This window comes from Salinibacter sp. 10B (assembly GCF_002954405.1).
Taxonomy (GTDB): domain Bacteria; phylum Bacteroidota; class Rhodothermia; order Rhodothermales; family Salinibacteraceae; genus Salinibacter.
In genome coordinates, this window is the sequence record NZ_MQWC01000004.1 from 1,377,691 (window position 1) to 1,393,567 (window position 15,877).

Sequence of the window (15,877 nt, forward strand, 5' to 3'; positions counted from 1 at the left end):
AAAATCCTGGCAGGACAGGCCTGCGACAGGCTACTCAGCAGCGAGGGGAGCAGAATTTCTGGCCCCGACCAGAAATGAAGCGCTTCCAACGTCGGGAGCGTCGCTTGCCGTCCTGGGACCCAACTGGTTCTCCCTCGTTCCAACATAGCAAATCGACCGACCAAGCAAAAGATTCGGTCGATCAAGATTTTGCGGGACGACGTCCATCTTCTCTACGCTGCCATTCCTTTTATTTGCTCCCTTCACGAGAGGTTTAACGCATTCCGAAGGTCCGGGTTGCCTTCTCGCCAGATGGACGATAGTTTCGCAGAGCGTCTCGGGGAATCAGAGCGAGACGACCATTCCTCAGTGCCTCCTCGTGACTCAGACACTCACCAGATGCTGATTGCCCTGCTCTCGATCGTCGGCGGCCTTCTTCTTCTCACGGCCGGCGCTGAGGGGATGGTGCGCGGAACGTCCTCTCTGGCCCGTCGGCTCGGCATCTCGCCCCTCATCATCGGCCTGACGATCGTCGCGTACGGGACGAGTGCCCCGGAGCTGGTCGTCAGCGTGCAGGCGGCAATGAGCGGGGCTCCAGATATTGCCCTGGGCAACGTCGTCGGCTCCAACATCAGCAATATCGGCCTTATTCTCGGCGGCACGGCTCTACTGGCCCCAATCCGGGCGCAGGCCCAGATTCTGCGGCTCGACGTGCCCATCATGATCGGCGTGAGCGCACTGCTGGGCGGCCTCCTTTGGGATCAAGTTATCGGGCGCCTGAATGGGCTCGTGCTCTTGAGTGGGGCCGTGGGCTACACCCTCATCTGTATCTGGGGAAGCTGGGACGAGTCGCAGCCCGTCGTCCTGAACGAGTTTGAGGCCGGGGTGCCGAATCACAGCTCTCTGGGACGGGCCCTGCTGTTTAGTGCCGGGGGACTTGCCCTCCTCGTGCTCGGGGCTCGCCTCCTGGTGGACGGCGCAGTTACGGGGGCTGAAGCCTTGGGCCTTTCCACCACCCTCATTGGACTCACCGTCGTGGCCGTCGGCACGAGCCTTCCTGAACTGGCAACCTCCCTCATGGCAGCCCTCCGCGGACAGAGCGATCTTGCCCTCGGGAATGTGGTGGGGTCCAATATTTTCAACGTACTGGGCATTCTCGGCATTACCGCAAGCATCCAGCCGATGAGTGCCACCGGCCTCTCCTGGACGGACGCCGGCGTGATGCTCGCGTTCGCCCTCGCGACGCTTCCCCTCCTGTGGACGGACTACACCTTTTCCCGCTGGGAAGGAGGATTGCTGATCGGGGGATACGTTGCTTACCTCACCACCCGCGTGCTTCTCGTCGCCTGACTGGACTCGCCCAAAAGCAACGACATCGGAGCGAACGATTCTCGCATGGAGGACGTTGGGACCTGCAGTTTTTCGTCCCTCCGGACGGGACAATACAGCTCCTTTCCCTTCGAGGGGGGACTTCTTTTGCCCCCCATCACAGGGGCAGTCTCACACGTACATACGGTTTCTCTGGACCTTCTTTCGGTGTATGCTCAACTTGTCTTCTCTCTCCGCCCCAAAAGGGGGGCATATTCTTGCCCTCGTTCTGATCACTGTGCTCCTGGGAGCGTGTGGACAACGTGATGCGCCCGAATCCACAGCGCCCTCTCCTCCCGATACAACGGTCGCCGATACCATGACGGTGGACCGGGTTCTCCGAACCGACGACCGCTTTTCGACTCTTACAGCCAGCCTCGACTCGACGGGGCTCGATTCAATTCTCGCGGGCAACGGACCGTATACCCTCTTTGCCCCTCCTAATGCTGCGTTCGATGCCCTGCCCAACGGCACGCTTCCGGTGTTGCTTTCCGATCGCACTGACCGGCTACGCACCATTCTCGCCCACCACGTAGTGGAGCAGCGGGTCCCCTTATCCTCCCTCTCCGACACAACCACACTGGTCACGCTCGCCGACGACTCGCTGCGCATTCAGCCCTCCGACTCGACGTTTACGATCGAGAATGCTCGCGTACTCGACGCCGATATCACAGTGGCCAACGGCCTCATCCACGTGATCGATGCTGTCCTTCGCCCCCCGGAAGCAACGGAATAGTCGCCCACTCGCCGTTTGGACAAGGGTCCACTGGGCGTAACGATCCGCAAATATGTAACGATAGACTGGGACCACCGAGCGAGACTGGGATTTTCAGAAGACGATGTCTTTCAATCGTCCTCTCACGCAACCGTCTCCTGTCCATGTCTTCCTCCTCTCCCGTCTACGTCCTGCTTGGCGCCACGGGCGGCATTGGCTCTGAGGTCGCCCGCCAGTTGGCCGACGACGGGGCCCAGCTCGTCCTCGGCGCCCGCACCGCCTCCGATGTGAACGCCCTCGCCGAGGAAACGGGCGGAGACGCCGTTCCGCTCGACGCTACCTCCTTCGACGAGGTGCAGTCCATCGTCGACTACGCCCTCGATACGTACGGTCGTTTCGACGGCATCGCAAATTTCGTAGGCTCCATTCTGCTGAAACCCGCCCACCTCACCAGTCTGGACGAATACCGCGAGCAGATTCAACTCAACCTGGACACGGCCTTCCACACAGTAAAGGCCGCCGGACGTCCGCTCATGAAGAAGGGGGGCTCCATTGTGCTCATGACGTCCGCCGTGGCCCGTACCGGTCTCAAAAACCACGAAGCCATTGCGGCCGCAAAGGGCGGAGTGACCGGTCTCATGCGGGCGGCCGCCGCCACCTACGCCAATCGTGGAGTACGCGTCAATTGTGTAGCGCCGGGCCTCGTTGAAAGCCGGATGTCCGAACAGATTCTACGTTCGGAAGCCGGTCGGAAACAGTCCGAGCAGATGCACCCCTTGGGCCGTGTGGGCCAACCTGAGGATGTGGCCCCGGCGGTGACCTGGCTGCTCAATCCCGAAACCGACTGGGTGACAGGACAAGTCATCGGTGTGGACGGCGGGCTCGGAACCGTGCGGACGGGATGACCCCACTTGCCAATTGCTCTGAAGCGATCGGAACGAAGGTCGAAACGCACTTTCCGACGGTCGGTCCGTCCTGTCCCAAACCCGCTGTGGATCATGCGACGCCTTCTGCTCATCCTCCGCGACCAGCTCAATCGACACGCGTCCCTCCTGACGGACGCCGATCCCAGCCGGGATGCCGTGATCATGACGGAAGCGGACACCCACCGCGGACCATTTCCGGAGCACAAACAGCGCCTTGCCCTCAGCTGGGCCGCCATGCGTCACTTCCGCGATACTCTTCGGGAGGAGGGGTGGACCGTTCATTACGACCCCGCAGGCGCCCCCAGTCAAAACAAAAATGCCGCAGAGTTTCTGCGCCTGCACATCGCTGAGCACCAACCCGAGCGGGTCTGTGTGACCGAGCCCGGACGGCATGCCCTTCTCCGAGAGATCGAAGCGACCTGTGACGCGTCCAACGTGCCACTAGACGTATATGCCGACCGGCACTTCTTCGTCTCGCACGACGATTTTAAATCCTGGGCGGATGGCCGGAAAGAGCTGACGCTCGAATACTTCTACCGCGAGAAGCGCCGGACACACGACATTCTCGTGACGGATGACGGCGCTCCGGTTGGGGGGGAATGGAATTTTGACGACGAAAACCGCAACTCTTTTGGTCGCGACGGTCCCGGCCTGATTCCGGATGCCCCCTCGTTCGATAGGGACGAGACGACAGAGGCGGTCCTGGAGCTCGTCCGAACAGAATACGCCGATGCTCCTGGCTCTCTCGACCATTTCCGGTGGCCGGTCACACCCGCTCAGGCCGAGGCGGCCCTAGACGACTTTATCGAGCACCGCCTGCCTCACTTCGGCACCTACCAGGACGCGATGTGGACCGGGCGCCCCTTCCTCTATCATTCGCGCCTGTCGGCCGCCCTCAACCTAAAACTCCTCGATCCTCGCCTTGCCATCAAACGAGCCGAAACGGCCTTCCAAAGCGGGCACGCACCGATCAACGCCGTCGAGGGCTTCGTGCGACAAGTCTTGGGCTGGCGCGAGTTCGTTCGGGGAGTGTACTGGCGTTACGCCCCCGAGTACGTCGAGAAAAATGCCCTTGACGCCACGCACGATCTCCCGGATTTCTACTGGACGGGGGACACGGACATGCGATGCCTGCAGGACTGTGTAGAACAGGTCCGCGAGCATGGATACACGCATCACATCCCACGCCTCATGGTCCTCGGCCTCTTCGGACTCCTCTACGGCGTGGATCCACGTCAGATGAATGCCTGGCATGAGGCGATGTACGTGGACGCGTGGGAGTGGGTCTCGGTCCCCAACATGATCGGCATGGCGCTCTACGCCGACGGCGGAATCGTGGGGACGAAGCCTTATACGGCCTCCGGCAAGTACATCGACCGCATGAGTAATTACTGCTCGCACTGCCGCTATGAGCCGGGCACGGCCACTGGCGACACGGCCTGTCCCTTCACCTCTCTCTACTGGAATTTCCTACACCAGCACCAGGAGACGTTCTCCGGCAATCCGCGAATGAATTTTCAACTGGCGAACGTCCGACGAAAATCCGAAGACGAACTCGACGCCATCGCGGCCCGGGTAGAAGCGGTACGAACGCATGCCGAGCAGGGAACGCTGTAGTCTCGGCGCCCAACCGGGAACGTCCACGACAGTTTTGTGCCCGGACATTTTCCTACGACCTTCAACCTCTCCTCCTCCCTCCCTTCCTACATTGACGAAGAAACCGGGCACACGTCACTCCTGCTAGCAGAACGGTCTTCCGGCCGGCTCGCGCACAATGCCCACTCTCACCGCCGATCAACTGGGACACCGATACGGATCCCTTCTGCTTTTCCGGCGGCTGTCGTTCACGCTGGAGAACCAGGAGAGCCTCGCCGTCACGGGAGCCAACGGGGCCGGAAAGTCGACACTTCTCCGCATCCTGGCCGGCGTGCTCTCTCCGAAAGCCGGCCACGTAACCCTCACCGTCGACGGCGAAGCAACCTCGGACGCCACCCATCCGCTGCGGGTGGGACTGGTGGCCCCCTACCTTGGCCTCTACGACAGCCTCACGGCCCGGGAAAACCTCGCGTTTCTGGCGAAGGCCCGCCGTCTCTCCAATGCCGACGCCCGTATGGAGGCGGCGCTGGACGAGGTGGGCCTCTCAGATCGGGCCGATGACCCGGTTGCCGCATTCTCGTCGGGCATGCAACAACGTGTAAAGTACGCCGCGGCCCTGCTGGCCTCCCCTCCCCTCCTTCTACTGGACGAGCCGTCCGCCAATCTCGATGCTGCGGGGCGGGACATGGTCGAACGCGTGATTGCCCGGCAACGGGACCGGGACGGCATGGTGGTGGTGGCCACGAACCGTCCCGACGAAGCCAGTCGACACGACCGCGCGCTCCGCATCGAAGAGCATCGCTGAAAACACGCGCCTCAGTCCTCCTTCATCGCCCGTTTCACGGCTCGCTGAAGGCGTGGGTGGTGAAGATGCACCGGCTCTGTTTCCTCTTCCTCCTCGTCCCGTCCGACTCGAAGATTGAGCATCTCCACGATGAGCGAAAAGGCCATGGCTGAGTAGATGTATCCCTTCGGAATATGCTGATCAAGGCCCTCGGCCACCAGCGTGACGCCGATTAACAGCAGAAAGCTCAGCGCCAGCATTTTGAGCGTCGGGTGTGCCTCGATAAAGTCGGCAATGCCCCCCGCCGAGATCATCATAATACCGATGGCGATCGTGACGGCGATAATCATCACCTCCACGTCCTCAGCCATGCCAACGGCCGTGATGACGGAATCGAGCGAGAAGACCACATCCAGCAGAAAAATCTGTGTGATCACCCCAGCAAAGGTAACTGACGCCGCCGTCCCGGCGTCCCCATCTTCCCCTTCCAACTTGTCGTGGATTTCCGTCGTGGCCTTTCCGATGAGAAAAAGTCCTCCAACCAGCAGGATGAGATCGCGCCCACTCACCGCATGGGTAAGCACACTGAACAGCGGGGCCGTGAGCGTCATGATCCAATTGATGGACAGCAGCAGGAGAATCCGCCCACCGAGAGCCATCCCAAGCCCTACCCGCCGTGCCAGGGGCTGCTGGTCCGCCGGCAGCTTGTTCGACAGAATGGAGATGAAGACGATATTGTCGATGCCCAGCACGATCTCCAGCAGCGTAAGGGCACCAAGAGCAATCCAGGCTTCCGGGCTCGCAATCCAGTCCATAGCGAAGGAGGGGTCGATCTGAAGAGAAAACGCGCCGCCCTCGACGTTCCCTAGTGTCCCCTACCGGCAATGAACTGAGCATCCAAGGGCATGCCGCAGTCCCCAGGGGACAGAGATCGGGGAGGGCTCTCGCCGTTCGCCGAGCCGCATCGGCACAGGGGACGATTCGGAGTGTCGACGCTGAATCTACAAAACGACATCTACGAATGGAAGAGCCTGCAATCACGGCTTGGAAAGGAGCAAAACGACGCCCCCTCCTCCTTCCACTAACCACCGGATTAAGCTGGACGCACGAGTGAGCGAAGACGAGGCCTCCGCTCTCGACCGAAAAGACGTTGGCCGAAGAGACGACTCGTTCGTAGAGTTGCACTGTTTCCCTGCACTGACCCTCAGTCGCCTTGTTCTCCCCCCAACGCACGCTACTGGAGTGGCTCCGCGAGAAACGCCGTCAGGTTGTCAATGCGCTCCTGACTGAGGAGCGGCTCCAGGCTTTGGATGATGAGGCTCACGCACGTTGCCCGATAGATGAGATCCTCCTCAGCCGACCCATCACGCGCCGTCTGGTGCTGGATCTGGGTGTTCAGCATCGTCCAGTGGCACTTCATCTCAATGTACTGCGTCGCCAGTCCGCGCTGCAGTTCCTCCTCCGCATCAATGTCGAGCAGCGTCCGAAGAATTCGGTTCCGAAGGCCCGAAACGTATGCCTGAACCGCCTTGCGCTGTGACGGGGCCGCTTCCGCCCACTCGTCGAGCACCTGTTCCCACTGGGTGTCGAGCGACCCGCGAAGGGCGTCCTCAATGCGATCGTGAAGGGCCTGAACAGATTCGTCTGTATCCACCGTGCTAGTCTGCTCCTCCGTGCGAAGCGTGTCCGTATCCATTGAATGCGAACCGTATTCCAAAAAGGCGTCTGACCTAAAATTGGTCGTACATCACGCTATGGTATCGCCCCCCTTATCGATGGATTCACGGTTCATTCTGCTCAGGTCCATCATACCGATTTGGTTACATCTGCGAACCGGATGTTCGCTGCTCCCGTAGGATCGTTCCTCTCGGCACAACACGCAGGGGCAGCCCCCCAGAGCCGCTGTGAAAGGAGCTCCCCTCTACTGATCCGCCCTCACACGGGGCTCATTTCCATAGAAAACCGGGCCTACTTTGCCGCGTGCCTTCTGCAATCCGAAGGATCGACTTCCGCCGGTCCGCGGTATACGGAGTGGAACGCATATTGCGCAATGCAGTGAAGAGAAAGGGTTCCACTCTGCCCCGAGTATGCCGATCCGTAAAGACGAACCGGACGAGTATTCCGGAAACTTGGAGGATCGTGTCCCACTGCCAACAGGGCCCCACCGGATATTCTCTCGGACCGGGTGGAGGCCTCCCCCCTTCGACGTTTCCTCCTTCAATCGATTTGACGGACGCCTGATGGCTGACGCAAGCGATTCGGACTCTTCCTCCGCCCCGTCGTCCCCCAACCGTGATCGCGACTGGTACGTTCAGCAGTGGAAGGCCCTCTGCGACGAACTCGGCACCTCGGACCCGAACGAGGTCTTGGCACGCGTCCAGACGCTGAAGCGCCAGATGGAGCGCCTCGATGAGGGCAACCGCCAGGACGAGGGCCTCGTAACCATCAGCGAGGTCGAGAACGTCTTCCAGGAGATGAACGAAAAGATGGAGAACCTCCGGGAGCGAAACTCTGCCCTCGCCGAACGACTGGAGGGGGACGAGGACATTGACAGCGCGTTTCGCGACCTCCACCAAAAGGCAGAACAGCTCCTGAATGCGCTCGACGCCGCCACGATGGACGAGGCACGCGACCGCATCCAGCGGCTCAACCGCCGGCTGGAAACCCTTTACCAGGAGAAAGAACAGCTCGTACAGGCCGGGCACGAGACCGCAGAGGATGCGCTAGACGAGCTTGAACGGCTTCGAAACGAGCGAGATGCCCTCAAACGGGAACGCGACCAGCTGCAGGCTGAGCGCGATCAACTCCAGCAGGAGATAGAAGGCTCGACGTCGAGCCCCTCCCCCGATCCCGATACGTCTGTTCTTGAAGCCGCCGTTGTCATCCGCGACCGGATCGGCGTCTCGACCCCCGACCAGGCCGAATCGCTCCGGCGCATCGCCGAGCAGGTATACGATCGCGTCTGCACCTACGCAGCGGGCTATGATGCGGACACCGAGGACGCGCCGGAAGACGTTGTGGAAATGCTCCACGGCATGACGGCCCAGCTCGATGCCCTGCCGGCCCCTGACGCGTTCCCGCCCGACGCCGCCGACGCCCTGGGCATTACGACCAGCTCAGAGGCCCACACGCTGGCCGACACCGCTCGACGCATAGGACGTCGCCTCGTGGACCACTACGAGGGAGCCGTTGATTTTGAAAACGTCGAGCCAGAGGGCAAAGACGTTCTCACGCTCCTTCACAGCCTTGAAGACCAACTCCGTGCCCTTCCCGCCCCGGACACTTTGTCTGCGGAGAACGACGCTCTTCCTGCGGAAGCCGGCAACATCCTCGGCATCCGAACCGTCGAGGACGCCCGGGAGCTCGACGACCTCATCGCAGAGATGTCCGACCGCCTGGACCACCTTCAAACGGAGCACCAGAAACTCGACCGGGTGGGCCTCTCGGTCGATGGCGTCCTCACGATGGTTGACAGCATGAGCGCGCAGCTGGCCGACCTGTACGAGAACGATGCTTCTCACAATGACACGGCCTCGGACCGCGGACTGGACACGCTGGACGACGCCCTCGCGCACCGTGTCGCGACCCTCACGGATCCATCTCCGGAGGCGGCCGACGACCTTGAGACCGTCGTGCGCACCCTGGTCGATGAGCTCGAAACGCTTTCCAACGAATACGACGTACTGGCAGAGGCCGGATACGATGCGGAAGAAGCAGTTTCCCTCATCGACAACATGCAAACCCAGCTCGACGAATTGTACCAGGAAAAAGGGGCGGCCCAAAACGCCCAGGAGCGCCTCTCGGCCATCGAAGATGTGCTCGGCATTTCCTCCCGTGCCGAAGCCGAGGAACTTTCCCAATTGGCCCACCAAATGGAAGAACAGCTCACAACCCTCTACCGGGAGAAGGAAAAGCTGGAGGAATTGGGACTTTCCAGCGTCGACGACGCAGTCGACATGATCGAGAGCATGGAGCAACAACTCGATGAGCTCTACGACGACAAGGAGGCCCTCCGCGAGGTTCAACTCGGCAGCACCGATGAACAAAGCACCTTCCAGCAACTCGAAGCCCTTTACGCCGAGCGGCAAAAACTGCAGCAGGCCCTCGGCGTCTCCTCCGCCGAAGACGTAATTGAGATGGTCGAGAGCCTAAATACCCAACTCGACGACCTCTACACCGGTCGCGACGCAGACGTCTCCCCTGAGGAGCGTCACGAAGCCCGCCTCTGGGCCCCGGACACAGACTCTCTTTCTCCGGACGCATCCTCGTCCCCCGACGATGCGTCGTCCGACGCGTCGCTGGAGCGTGAGGCAGCGGACACCCTCACGATGAACAGCATGGAGCACCAACTCGAAGCCCTATACCGCGAGAAGGAAACCCTCCTTCACCACGGCTTCGACAATGCACAGGAAGCCGTCTCTCAACTGGAGACGCAGCAGAAACAAATCGATGCCCTTCAACGCGAAAACCGAACCTACGAGCGCCGCTTCGACCAGCTTCAGTCCGAACTCGGCACCGGAAGCGTACCGAAGGTCGTAGAGGGCATTCACGCCCTCGAATCGGAGGCCGATACCACCCTTGCCGAACTGCTCCCCTCTCTATCCGGTCCCTCTGAGCCAACCGAGTACGGCGTTGACATCGAAGCAGCATCTCCATTCGTAGACGAGACGACACTGGACCGGCTCGACGAGATGACCTCCGACGAGCTCGATGCGCTCGACGTTGGGATTATTCAACTCCGGGATGACGGAACGGTCGCTTCCCTCAACGAAGCTGCCTTCCGCCTTCCGGGTCTCCACGACGTGGAGGATCCTGCAGATGTAATTGGGGAGAACTTCTTCCTCGATCTTGCTCCCAGCACGAACAACAACTTGTTCTTCGGCCGTTTCCGCAAAGGACAGCGCCAGGGCGAAATGGACGCCCGCTTTCCCTACACCTTCGTAAGTCCCGATAACGGCCCGCAATCATTTTCCGTCCACCTGTACCGAGCGCCTGAGGGCGACACGACGTGGCTGTTGTTCCGTCCTGCTTAGTGTCCTCCCCTATCATTTTACGAGGACAAGCAGATCGACATTTAGAGCGCTCAACACGTCCGTTCGTGTCCCTCAAAGCGTCATGCGGACAAGCTCCCTCTTCAACTTCATTCGAAGCAACCTGCCCTAAGGATCATGAGTTGTTGTGCTCCCTGAAGAGTCACACTCGACAGAGCACTCGGTCTCCTCCATTTCGACTCTTCTGCTCCAGCCGCCCGACCTCCATGGCCTCCGACAACCTCTACTCCTTTCTCCAAGGCAGCGAGCTCACCCCTCGCCCAAAGTCCGACGTCCCAATTCCCGACACGGAGGAACCTACAACGTCCCTTCACTTCGACGCCGAAGGGGTTGGCGAACAACTCCGTCATGCCAGCGAAAAGGAGCTTAACGACGCACCGTTTGGAATCATTCGGCTGGACGACAACGGAATTGTCGAATTCTACAACCATTGCGAATCGGAGCTCAGTGGGGTCCCGCCCTCGGAAGCCGTTGGGCAAAACTTCTTCACCGAACTGGCCCCCTGTAGCAACAACCATCTCTTCCTCGGACGCTTCAAAGACGGCATACAGGCTGGGGAGCTCAACGAGCGATTCACGTACACCTTCACCTACAAGATGCGTCCGACGCTCGTTGACGTCCGCCTGTATCGAGACGAGGCAGGTCAGAACTGGGTGCTGATCCACAAGCGGTAGCCCATCCGTCTCGCCTGCGCGACGGTGAGCCGGCTCATCCGTCCCGGCACACGTCCGAAAAGAATACAAACCCCCCATGGACCCCGGCGGCTCGTCTTGGCCGCCGGGGCCTTTCACTATACTCCCCCCTACCACGTCTCCGGGCACTCAAGGACCGCTATGTTGACTCCTCATCCACTTTGAGACGGTATCCAACGCCTCGAACCGTTTCGAGGCGCATGTCATCAGTTTCATCCATCGCGCCCTCGATCTTCTTCCGCAGGCCGGACACCGTCACGTCGATCGAGTTATCCGAAACGTAGTCCGAACCCCAGACTCGTTCCGCAATCGTTGATCGGGAGACAACGTTCGGCTCTTGGTCGGCCAGGAGGCGCAAGAGATCAAACTCCTTCTTGCGAAGGTCGAGCTCATGCCCATTAACGTGCGCTTCTTGCCGTGCCGAGTTAACGGTTAAGGGCCCGGCAGTAATCTCATCGAGCGCCGTCCATTCCGCCGGACGCCGCAGAAGAGCGCGGACGCGAGCCTTTACCTCCTTCATGTCGAACGGTTTGGACAGGTAATCGTCCGCTCCGCTCTCCAATCCCTTGACCCGGTCATCCACACTGTCCCGAACGGTGAGCATCAAAATCGGGGTTGTGTATCCCTCCTCACGGAGCTCTTCGATGAGCTCCGGTCCGTTCATCTCCGGGAGCAGCCAGTCCACAATCATTGCATCGTAGCGATGAGACTCCGCCTTCAGCAATGCCTCCTCGGCACTGGGAACGTGGTGTACCCGGTAGGGCTCATTTTTCGTCAGCCCCTTTTCCAGGGTGGACGCTAGTTTTTCATCGTCCTCGACTAGTAAAATCAACTTCATCTCCTCAAAAACATTCTTTAGAAGGAACAGCGAAACGCCTTCGTGGGGATCCCGCCGTTCGGCGTCTCCTCACTCCATCGAGGAGACGCGAACCTCTGCGGGCGCAACAAGCACGGGGAGAACGTTGCGTCCATCCACGAATACATGGGTGGAGTCCCTTCATCACGAAGGCCATTTTGTAGTGGACTCGTGCTCGCCGGCTACAAGCCGTCGCACGAATCGATAACTCGTTAAGACTTCTGTGTTTGTTTGGACAAACAACACACCAGGCCCGTTTCCGACAAAAGTAATCTTATGTGAATTGGCCAAACCGTTTCATTTAATGCCCCGTGGGGTCCCGACGGGTCGTCTCGTACTCCCTGAATGACGTGTGAACGCTTCTTTCGTGAGAATCGCCATTCTTTCCGACATTCACTCCAACCTCGAAGCCTTACGGCGCGCCCTCGATGGCATCGAAACAGCTGGGGTCGATGCGATCTACTGTCTGGGAGACGTGGTCGGGTACAATGCCGATCCGGCTGCCTGTCTGGAATTGGTCCGGACCCGATGTGCAGGGGTCGTCTGTGGCAATCATGACGCAGCCGTGGCCCGCGAGGAGGCTGTAGAGGCCCTTCCGTCGGACGGACAAGAAGCTGCCCGCCACAATCGGCGATGCCTCTCAGAAGACCAACTCGCGTACCTCGCCGACCTTCCGGATACGATCTCGGAGGAAAACTGCACATTCGTCCATGCCACCCCGGACGTCCCCCGGGCCTGGAAGCGACTCACGACGTACCCAGCCGCCCAGAGTCAGTTCGAACACTTTGATACTGAGATCTGCTTTATCGGCCACACGCACGTGCCTGCGGTCATGGCTGATCGGCTCGGGGTACTTCAGGTACGACGAGGCCACCGGTACCTCGTAAACGTGGGAAGCGTAGGCCAACCCCGCGACCAAAACCCGAAGCTTAGCTTTGGGCTCTTCGACACGGAGTCCTTCGAATACCACAACGTCCGTATGACGTACGACGTCGACGGCGCGGCGCAAAAGATTCGGGATGCCGACGCGCTCCCCGATCGCCTAGCCGCGCGCCTGTACGATGGTCTCTAGCCCCCTCGGAGATGAGAATTTGCGCGTGAGAACTGATCGGAAAGCGACGGCCCCACTCCTGCTCTCGTGCTCCTCCCCTCGACACTCTCACGCTACCGTCGCTCTTTCCATTCCAGGTAGAGCGCCCGGGCGCACATGAAGGCCGACTTGGCCGTTTCGTTCGTAAACCAATAGTTGACGCCCGCACCCACCGCGGCTCCCGCAAGAGGAATGGTCTGCCCCAGCTTGCGCTCCACAAGGGCTTTCGCAATCTCGCGCGGAACGTGACGGTTCTGGTCGCGAAAGGTCCCGGACACGCGTCCTTTATAGTCGAGATCATTCGCAAATGCCGCGGCCGCCACACTCACCTCCCGCAGCGCTTCATTTCGGGCCTCTCGCCCCCCGGACGCGGCCGCATTGAAGATGGAGAGCACGAGCGGCTGAAACGTGGGCCCCCGCAGCGGAAAGCCGTAGCAGGCCCCAATTTGCTGAATGAGGCGAAGGTTGATGGTGAAAAGCAGGGGGATATCGGCCGCGATGAAAGCCGTCCCAATGAGGCCCGTGCCGCCCCCTTCCAGCGCCGCAAGAATCGTGTTTTGCCGAAAGCGACTGCGTGCCAACGGGTCGAGTTCCGCAATGGGCTGGCTGCGGAGATCGCTCACCGTCTGGGCCGGAAGGCCCCGCTCCTCGGCGGCTGCGAGAATGTCCTCGTCCTCGAACGTCCATTCCGATGCGTCCGACAGGGTCGACAAAAACTGGTGGATGCGATCCACGACGCGATCCATCGTGTCGGGATCCACCGTGCGGTCCACGGCCCAATCGACCGGCCGCATGGCCCAGTCCATGGCCTGGGCGGCGATGGATGCGTCGGCGTGTTGCCAGTCCTCGATTTCGCGGCGAACGGCCTTCTCCTCGTCGGTCAGTCGCATGAGCGGGGGAGATGCGTACGGAAGGGTATGTGGACGCGTAAAACGCAGGGACGACCGGAAAGATGCAGCATCCGGCCCGTGCTCCCTGCGAAAGACGGAGGAGACGGACGAAATGTTACGCGCCTTACGATGTCTCTCCGTTCACGCTTCACAGGCCGCTCCTCTCCCAGCACGGAGCCGTCTCCTTCCACATTTGGAGCTTACGCTGCCCTCCGCCAACAACGGCCCCCCGAGCCGATTGGCCGGTCAGGCCTCCACCAGCGCCCGGTGCCGCAGCGCCAACAGGCTGCCCACTACCAGGTTAATGACGGTGCCTATGGCGGTATACCACGGCCACCCAATCGTCCGCAGATCCAGCTCTTGAACGGAGGCCTCCGACGGACTCAGCACGAACATCCACCCCTCGGATGGGCTGTGCCACACCCCAAAGATAATGAGTACCATCGCCCCGATGGAGACGACGAACGCGACAAGCGCGTCAACCTGCTGGGTCTGCTCATGCCAAAGGCCCAACAGGAAGGCCCCGAGAAGCCCGCCATAGGTAAACGACGCAATCGAGAGGCCGAGCTCCACGACCGGATTGTTGCTGTCCTGGAAGAGACTCGCAAAGCCAATGAAGACAACTCCCCAAAAGAGCGTGAGGGCCCGGGAGACGAAGACTCCGCGTTCTTCCGCCAGCGGCCGTCCCATGATGCGCTCGTAGAGATCATTCACGGACGAGGACGCCAGTGCGTTGAGGGAAGAGGAAAGGGAGCTCATCGCCGCCGCTATGATACCGGCCAGAATGAGACCGGAGAGCCCGACGGGCAGCCCTTCAATGATGTACTTCGGGAACACCTCATCGCTTCGCTGGAGGCCAAGTGCTTCGATCGTGGCCCCATCGTAGTGCGCCCAGAGCAGCAGGCCCACCGCGAGAAACAACGCAAACTGAACCATCACGATCACAGCACTTCCGACGATTGCCTTCTGGCTGTCCCCCTCGTCGCGGCAGGCCAGCAGACGCTGTACGATAAGCTGATCGGTGCCGTGAGACGCCATGGAAAAGACGGCCCCGGCAATGACCGACGTGCCGAGCGTGTAAGGCATCGTGAACCAGCGCCCAACCGAGTGGTCGAAGCCAAGATCAATCAGGTTCGTCTTCCCGGCCTCCACAACCGTCGACCACCATCCCGGAGACACATCGCCCAGCAGAAAGCCAATAGCCGCCAGCGCACCGCCCACGTAGAGCAGCATTTGCACCACGTCCATCCACACAACCGCTTTGATGCCCCCCACGAGTGTGTAGAGCGCCGTCACAACGCCAATCACGAAAATGATCTCAAAGTAGCCGACCTCCATTCCCGCCGTATCGGCAATGACCTTGAGCGGGATGGCCGTAGCGAAGAGCCGAACCCCATCGGCCAGCAGGCGGGTCGCCAGAAATGTGATGGAGGCCGCTGCCTGCATTGTGTCGCCATACCGGTCGCCTAAAAACGCGTAGGCTGTTTCCAACTTGCCGGCATAGTAGCGCGGCAAAAAGTAGAGGGCAACAATCGTTCGTCCTACGAGGTAGCCCAGGGTAATCTGCAAGAACGTGAGCGTACCGCCGTAGGCCACGGCCGGTACCCCAACCACCGTGAGCGTGCTGGTCTCGGTAGCCACCACCGAAAAGCAGACCGCCCACCACGGCAGATCTCGCCCTCCAAGAAAGTAGTCCTCCGTCGACTCTGCGCCCCCCGACCAGATCCCGAACCCCGCCACCCCGATCAGATAGACAACGATGACGACAGTGTCGACCGTGGTGAGCATAGAGGCGAACCGTTCGGCTCTTGAATGGGAAAATTAAAGAAGGAACGTGGTGCTCTTGCCGTAGTCATGCCTACAGGTGCAGGGAAGTACGGAGACACGGCCCCCCTCAAGCAACAATCTCCCCCTCATCAATACACAGGGC

General features: G+C 60.5%; 13 protein-coding genes. 8 read left to right on the top strand and 5 right to left on the bottom strand.

Features of this window, described 5'->3' with window-relative positions; all coding sequences use genetic code 11:
- Positions 1–378 precede the first annotated feature (378 nt).
- The 5 genes from BSZ35_RS05985 to ccmA all read left to right on the top strand — a co-directional run bounded on the left by BSZ35_RS05985 (position 379) and on the right by ccmA (position 5,389).
- On the top strand, positions 379–1,329 hold the full coding sequence (locus BSZ35_RS05985) for a calcium/sodium antiporter (protein ID WP_105013754.1): 951 nt from the start codon (positions 379–381) through the stop codon (positions 1,327–1,329).
- Positions 1,330–1,519: 190 nt separating this feature from the next.
- Positions 1,520–2,083, top strand: coding sequence for a fasciclin domain-containing protein (locus tag BSZ35_RS05990; protein WP_105011583.1), 564 nt, complete (start codon positions 1,520–1,522; stop codon positions 2,081–2,083).
- Positions 2,084–2,226: 143 nt separating this feature from the next.
- Positions 2,227–2,967 (top strand): SDR family oxidoreductase, encoded by a 741-nt coding sequence (locus BSZ35_RS05995; protein ID WP_105011584.1) that lies wholly within the window; start codon positions 2,227–2,229, stop codon positions 2,965–2,967.
- Positions 2,968–3,060: 93 nt separating this feature from the next.
- Complete coding sequence (locus BSZ35_RS06000; protein WP_105011585.1) at positions 3,061–4,605, top strand: cryptochrome/photolyase family protein; 1,545 nt, start codon at positions 3,061–3,063, stop codon at positions 4,603–4,605.
- Between the two features lie 157 nt (positions 4,606–4,762).
- On the top strand, positions 4,763–5,389 hold the full coding sequence (ccmA, locus tag BSZ35_RS06005; RefSeq protein ID WP_105011586.1) for a heme ABC exporter ATP-binding protein CcmA: 627 nt from the start codon (positions 4,763–4,765) through the stop codon (positions 5,387–5,389).
- An 11-nt stretch (positions 5,390–5,400) separates the two neighbouring features.
- Here ccmA and BSZ35_RS06010 read toward each other — a convergent pair whose 3' ends face one another.
- Positions 5,401–6,183 carry a TerC family protein gene (locus BSZ35_RS06010; RefSeq protein ID WP_105011587.1) on the bottom strand — a complete coding sequence of 261 codons (783 nt, stop codon included), beginning with the start codon at positions 6,181–6,183 and terminating at the stop codon, positions 5,401–5,403.
- A 419-nt stretch (positions 6,184–6,602) separates the two neighbouring features.
- Complete coding sequence (locus BSZ35_RS06015) at positions 6,603–7,064, bottom strand: hypothetical protein (RefSeq protein ID WP_105011588.1); 462 nt, start codon at positions 7,062–7,064, stop codon at positions 6,603–6,605.
- A gap of 544 nt (positions 7,065–7,608) precedes the next feature.
- On the opposite strand from BSZ35_RS06015, the gene BSZ35_RS06020 reads away from it, so the two are divergent.
- Positions 7,609–10,401, top strand: a complete 2,793-nt coding sequence (locus BSZ35_RS06020; RefSeq protein WP_105011589.1) for a hypothetical protein — start codon at positions 7,609–7,611, stop codon at positions 10,399–10,401.
- A 224-nt stretch (positions 10,402–10,625) separates the two neighbouring features.
- The gene (locus tag BSZ35_RS06025) at positions 10,626–11,093 is read left to right on the top strand and encodes a PAS domain-containing protein (RefSeq protein ID WP_105011590.1); all 468 of its coding nucleotides are present in this window, start codon (positions 10,626–10,628) and stop codon (positions 11,091–11,093) included.
- Between the two features lie 157 nt (positions 11,094–11,250).
- On the opposite strand, the gene BSZ35_RS06030 is transcribed toward BSZ35_RS06025, so the two are convergent.
- Entirely contained in the window at positions 11,251–11,949 is a 699-nt protein-coding gene (locus tag BSZ35_RS06030) for a response regulator transcription factor (protein WP_105011591.1), read from the bottom strand.
- Between the two features lie 370 nt (positions 11,950–12,319).
- Here BSZ35_RS06030 and BSZ35_RS06035 point away from each other — a divergent pair, with 370 nt between their 5' ends.
- Entirely contained in the window at positions 12,320–13,039 is a 720-nt protein-coding gene (locus BSZ35_RS06035; RefSeq protein ID WP_105011592.1) for a metallophosphoesterase family protein, read from the top strand.
- Between the two features lie 92 nt (positions 13,040–13,131).
- On the opposite strand, the gene BSZ35_RS06040 is transcribed toward BSZ35_RS06035, so the two are convergent.
- A complete protein-coding gene (locus BSZ35_RS06040) occupies positions 13,132–13,947 on the bottom strand; it encodes an EcsC family protein (RefSeq protein WP_105011593.1) in 816 nt (271 codons plus the stop codon).
- A 246-nt stretch (positions 13,948–14,193) separates the two neighbouring features.
- Entirely contained in the window at positions 14,194–15,735 is a 1,542-nt protein-coding gene (locus BSZ35_RS06045; RefSeq protein WP_105011594.1) for a sodium:solute symporter, read from the bottom strand.
- Positions 15,736–15,877: the final 142 nt, after the last annotated feature.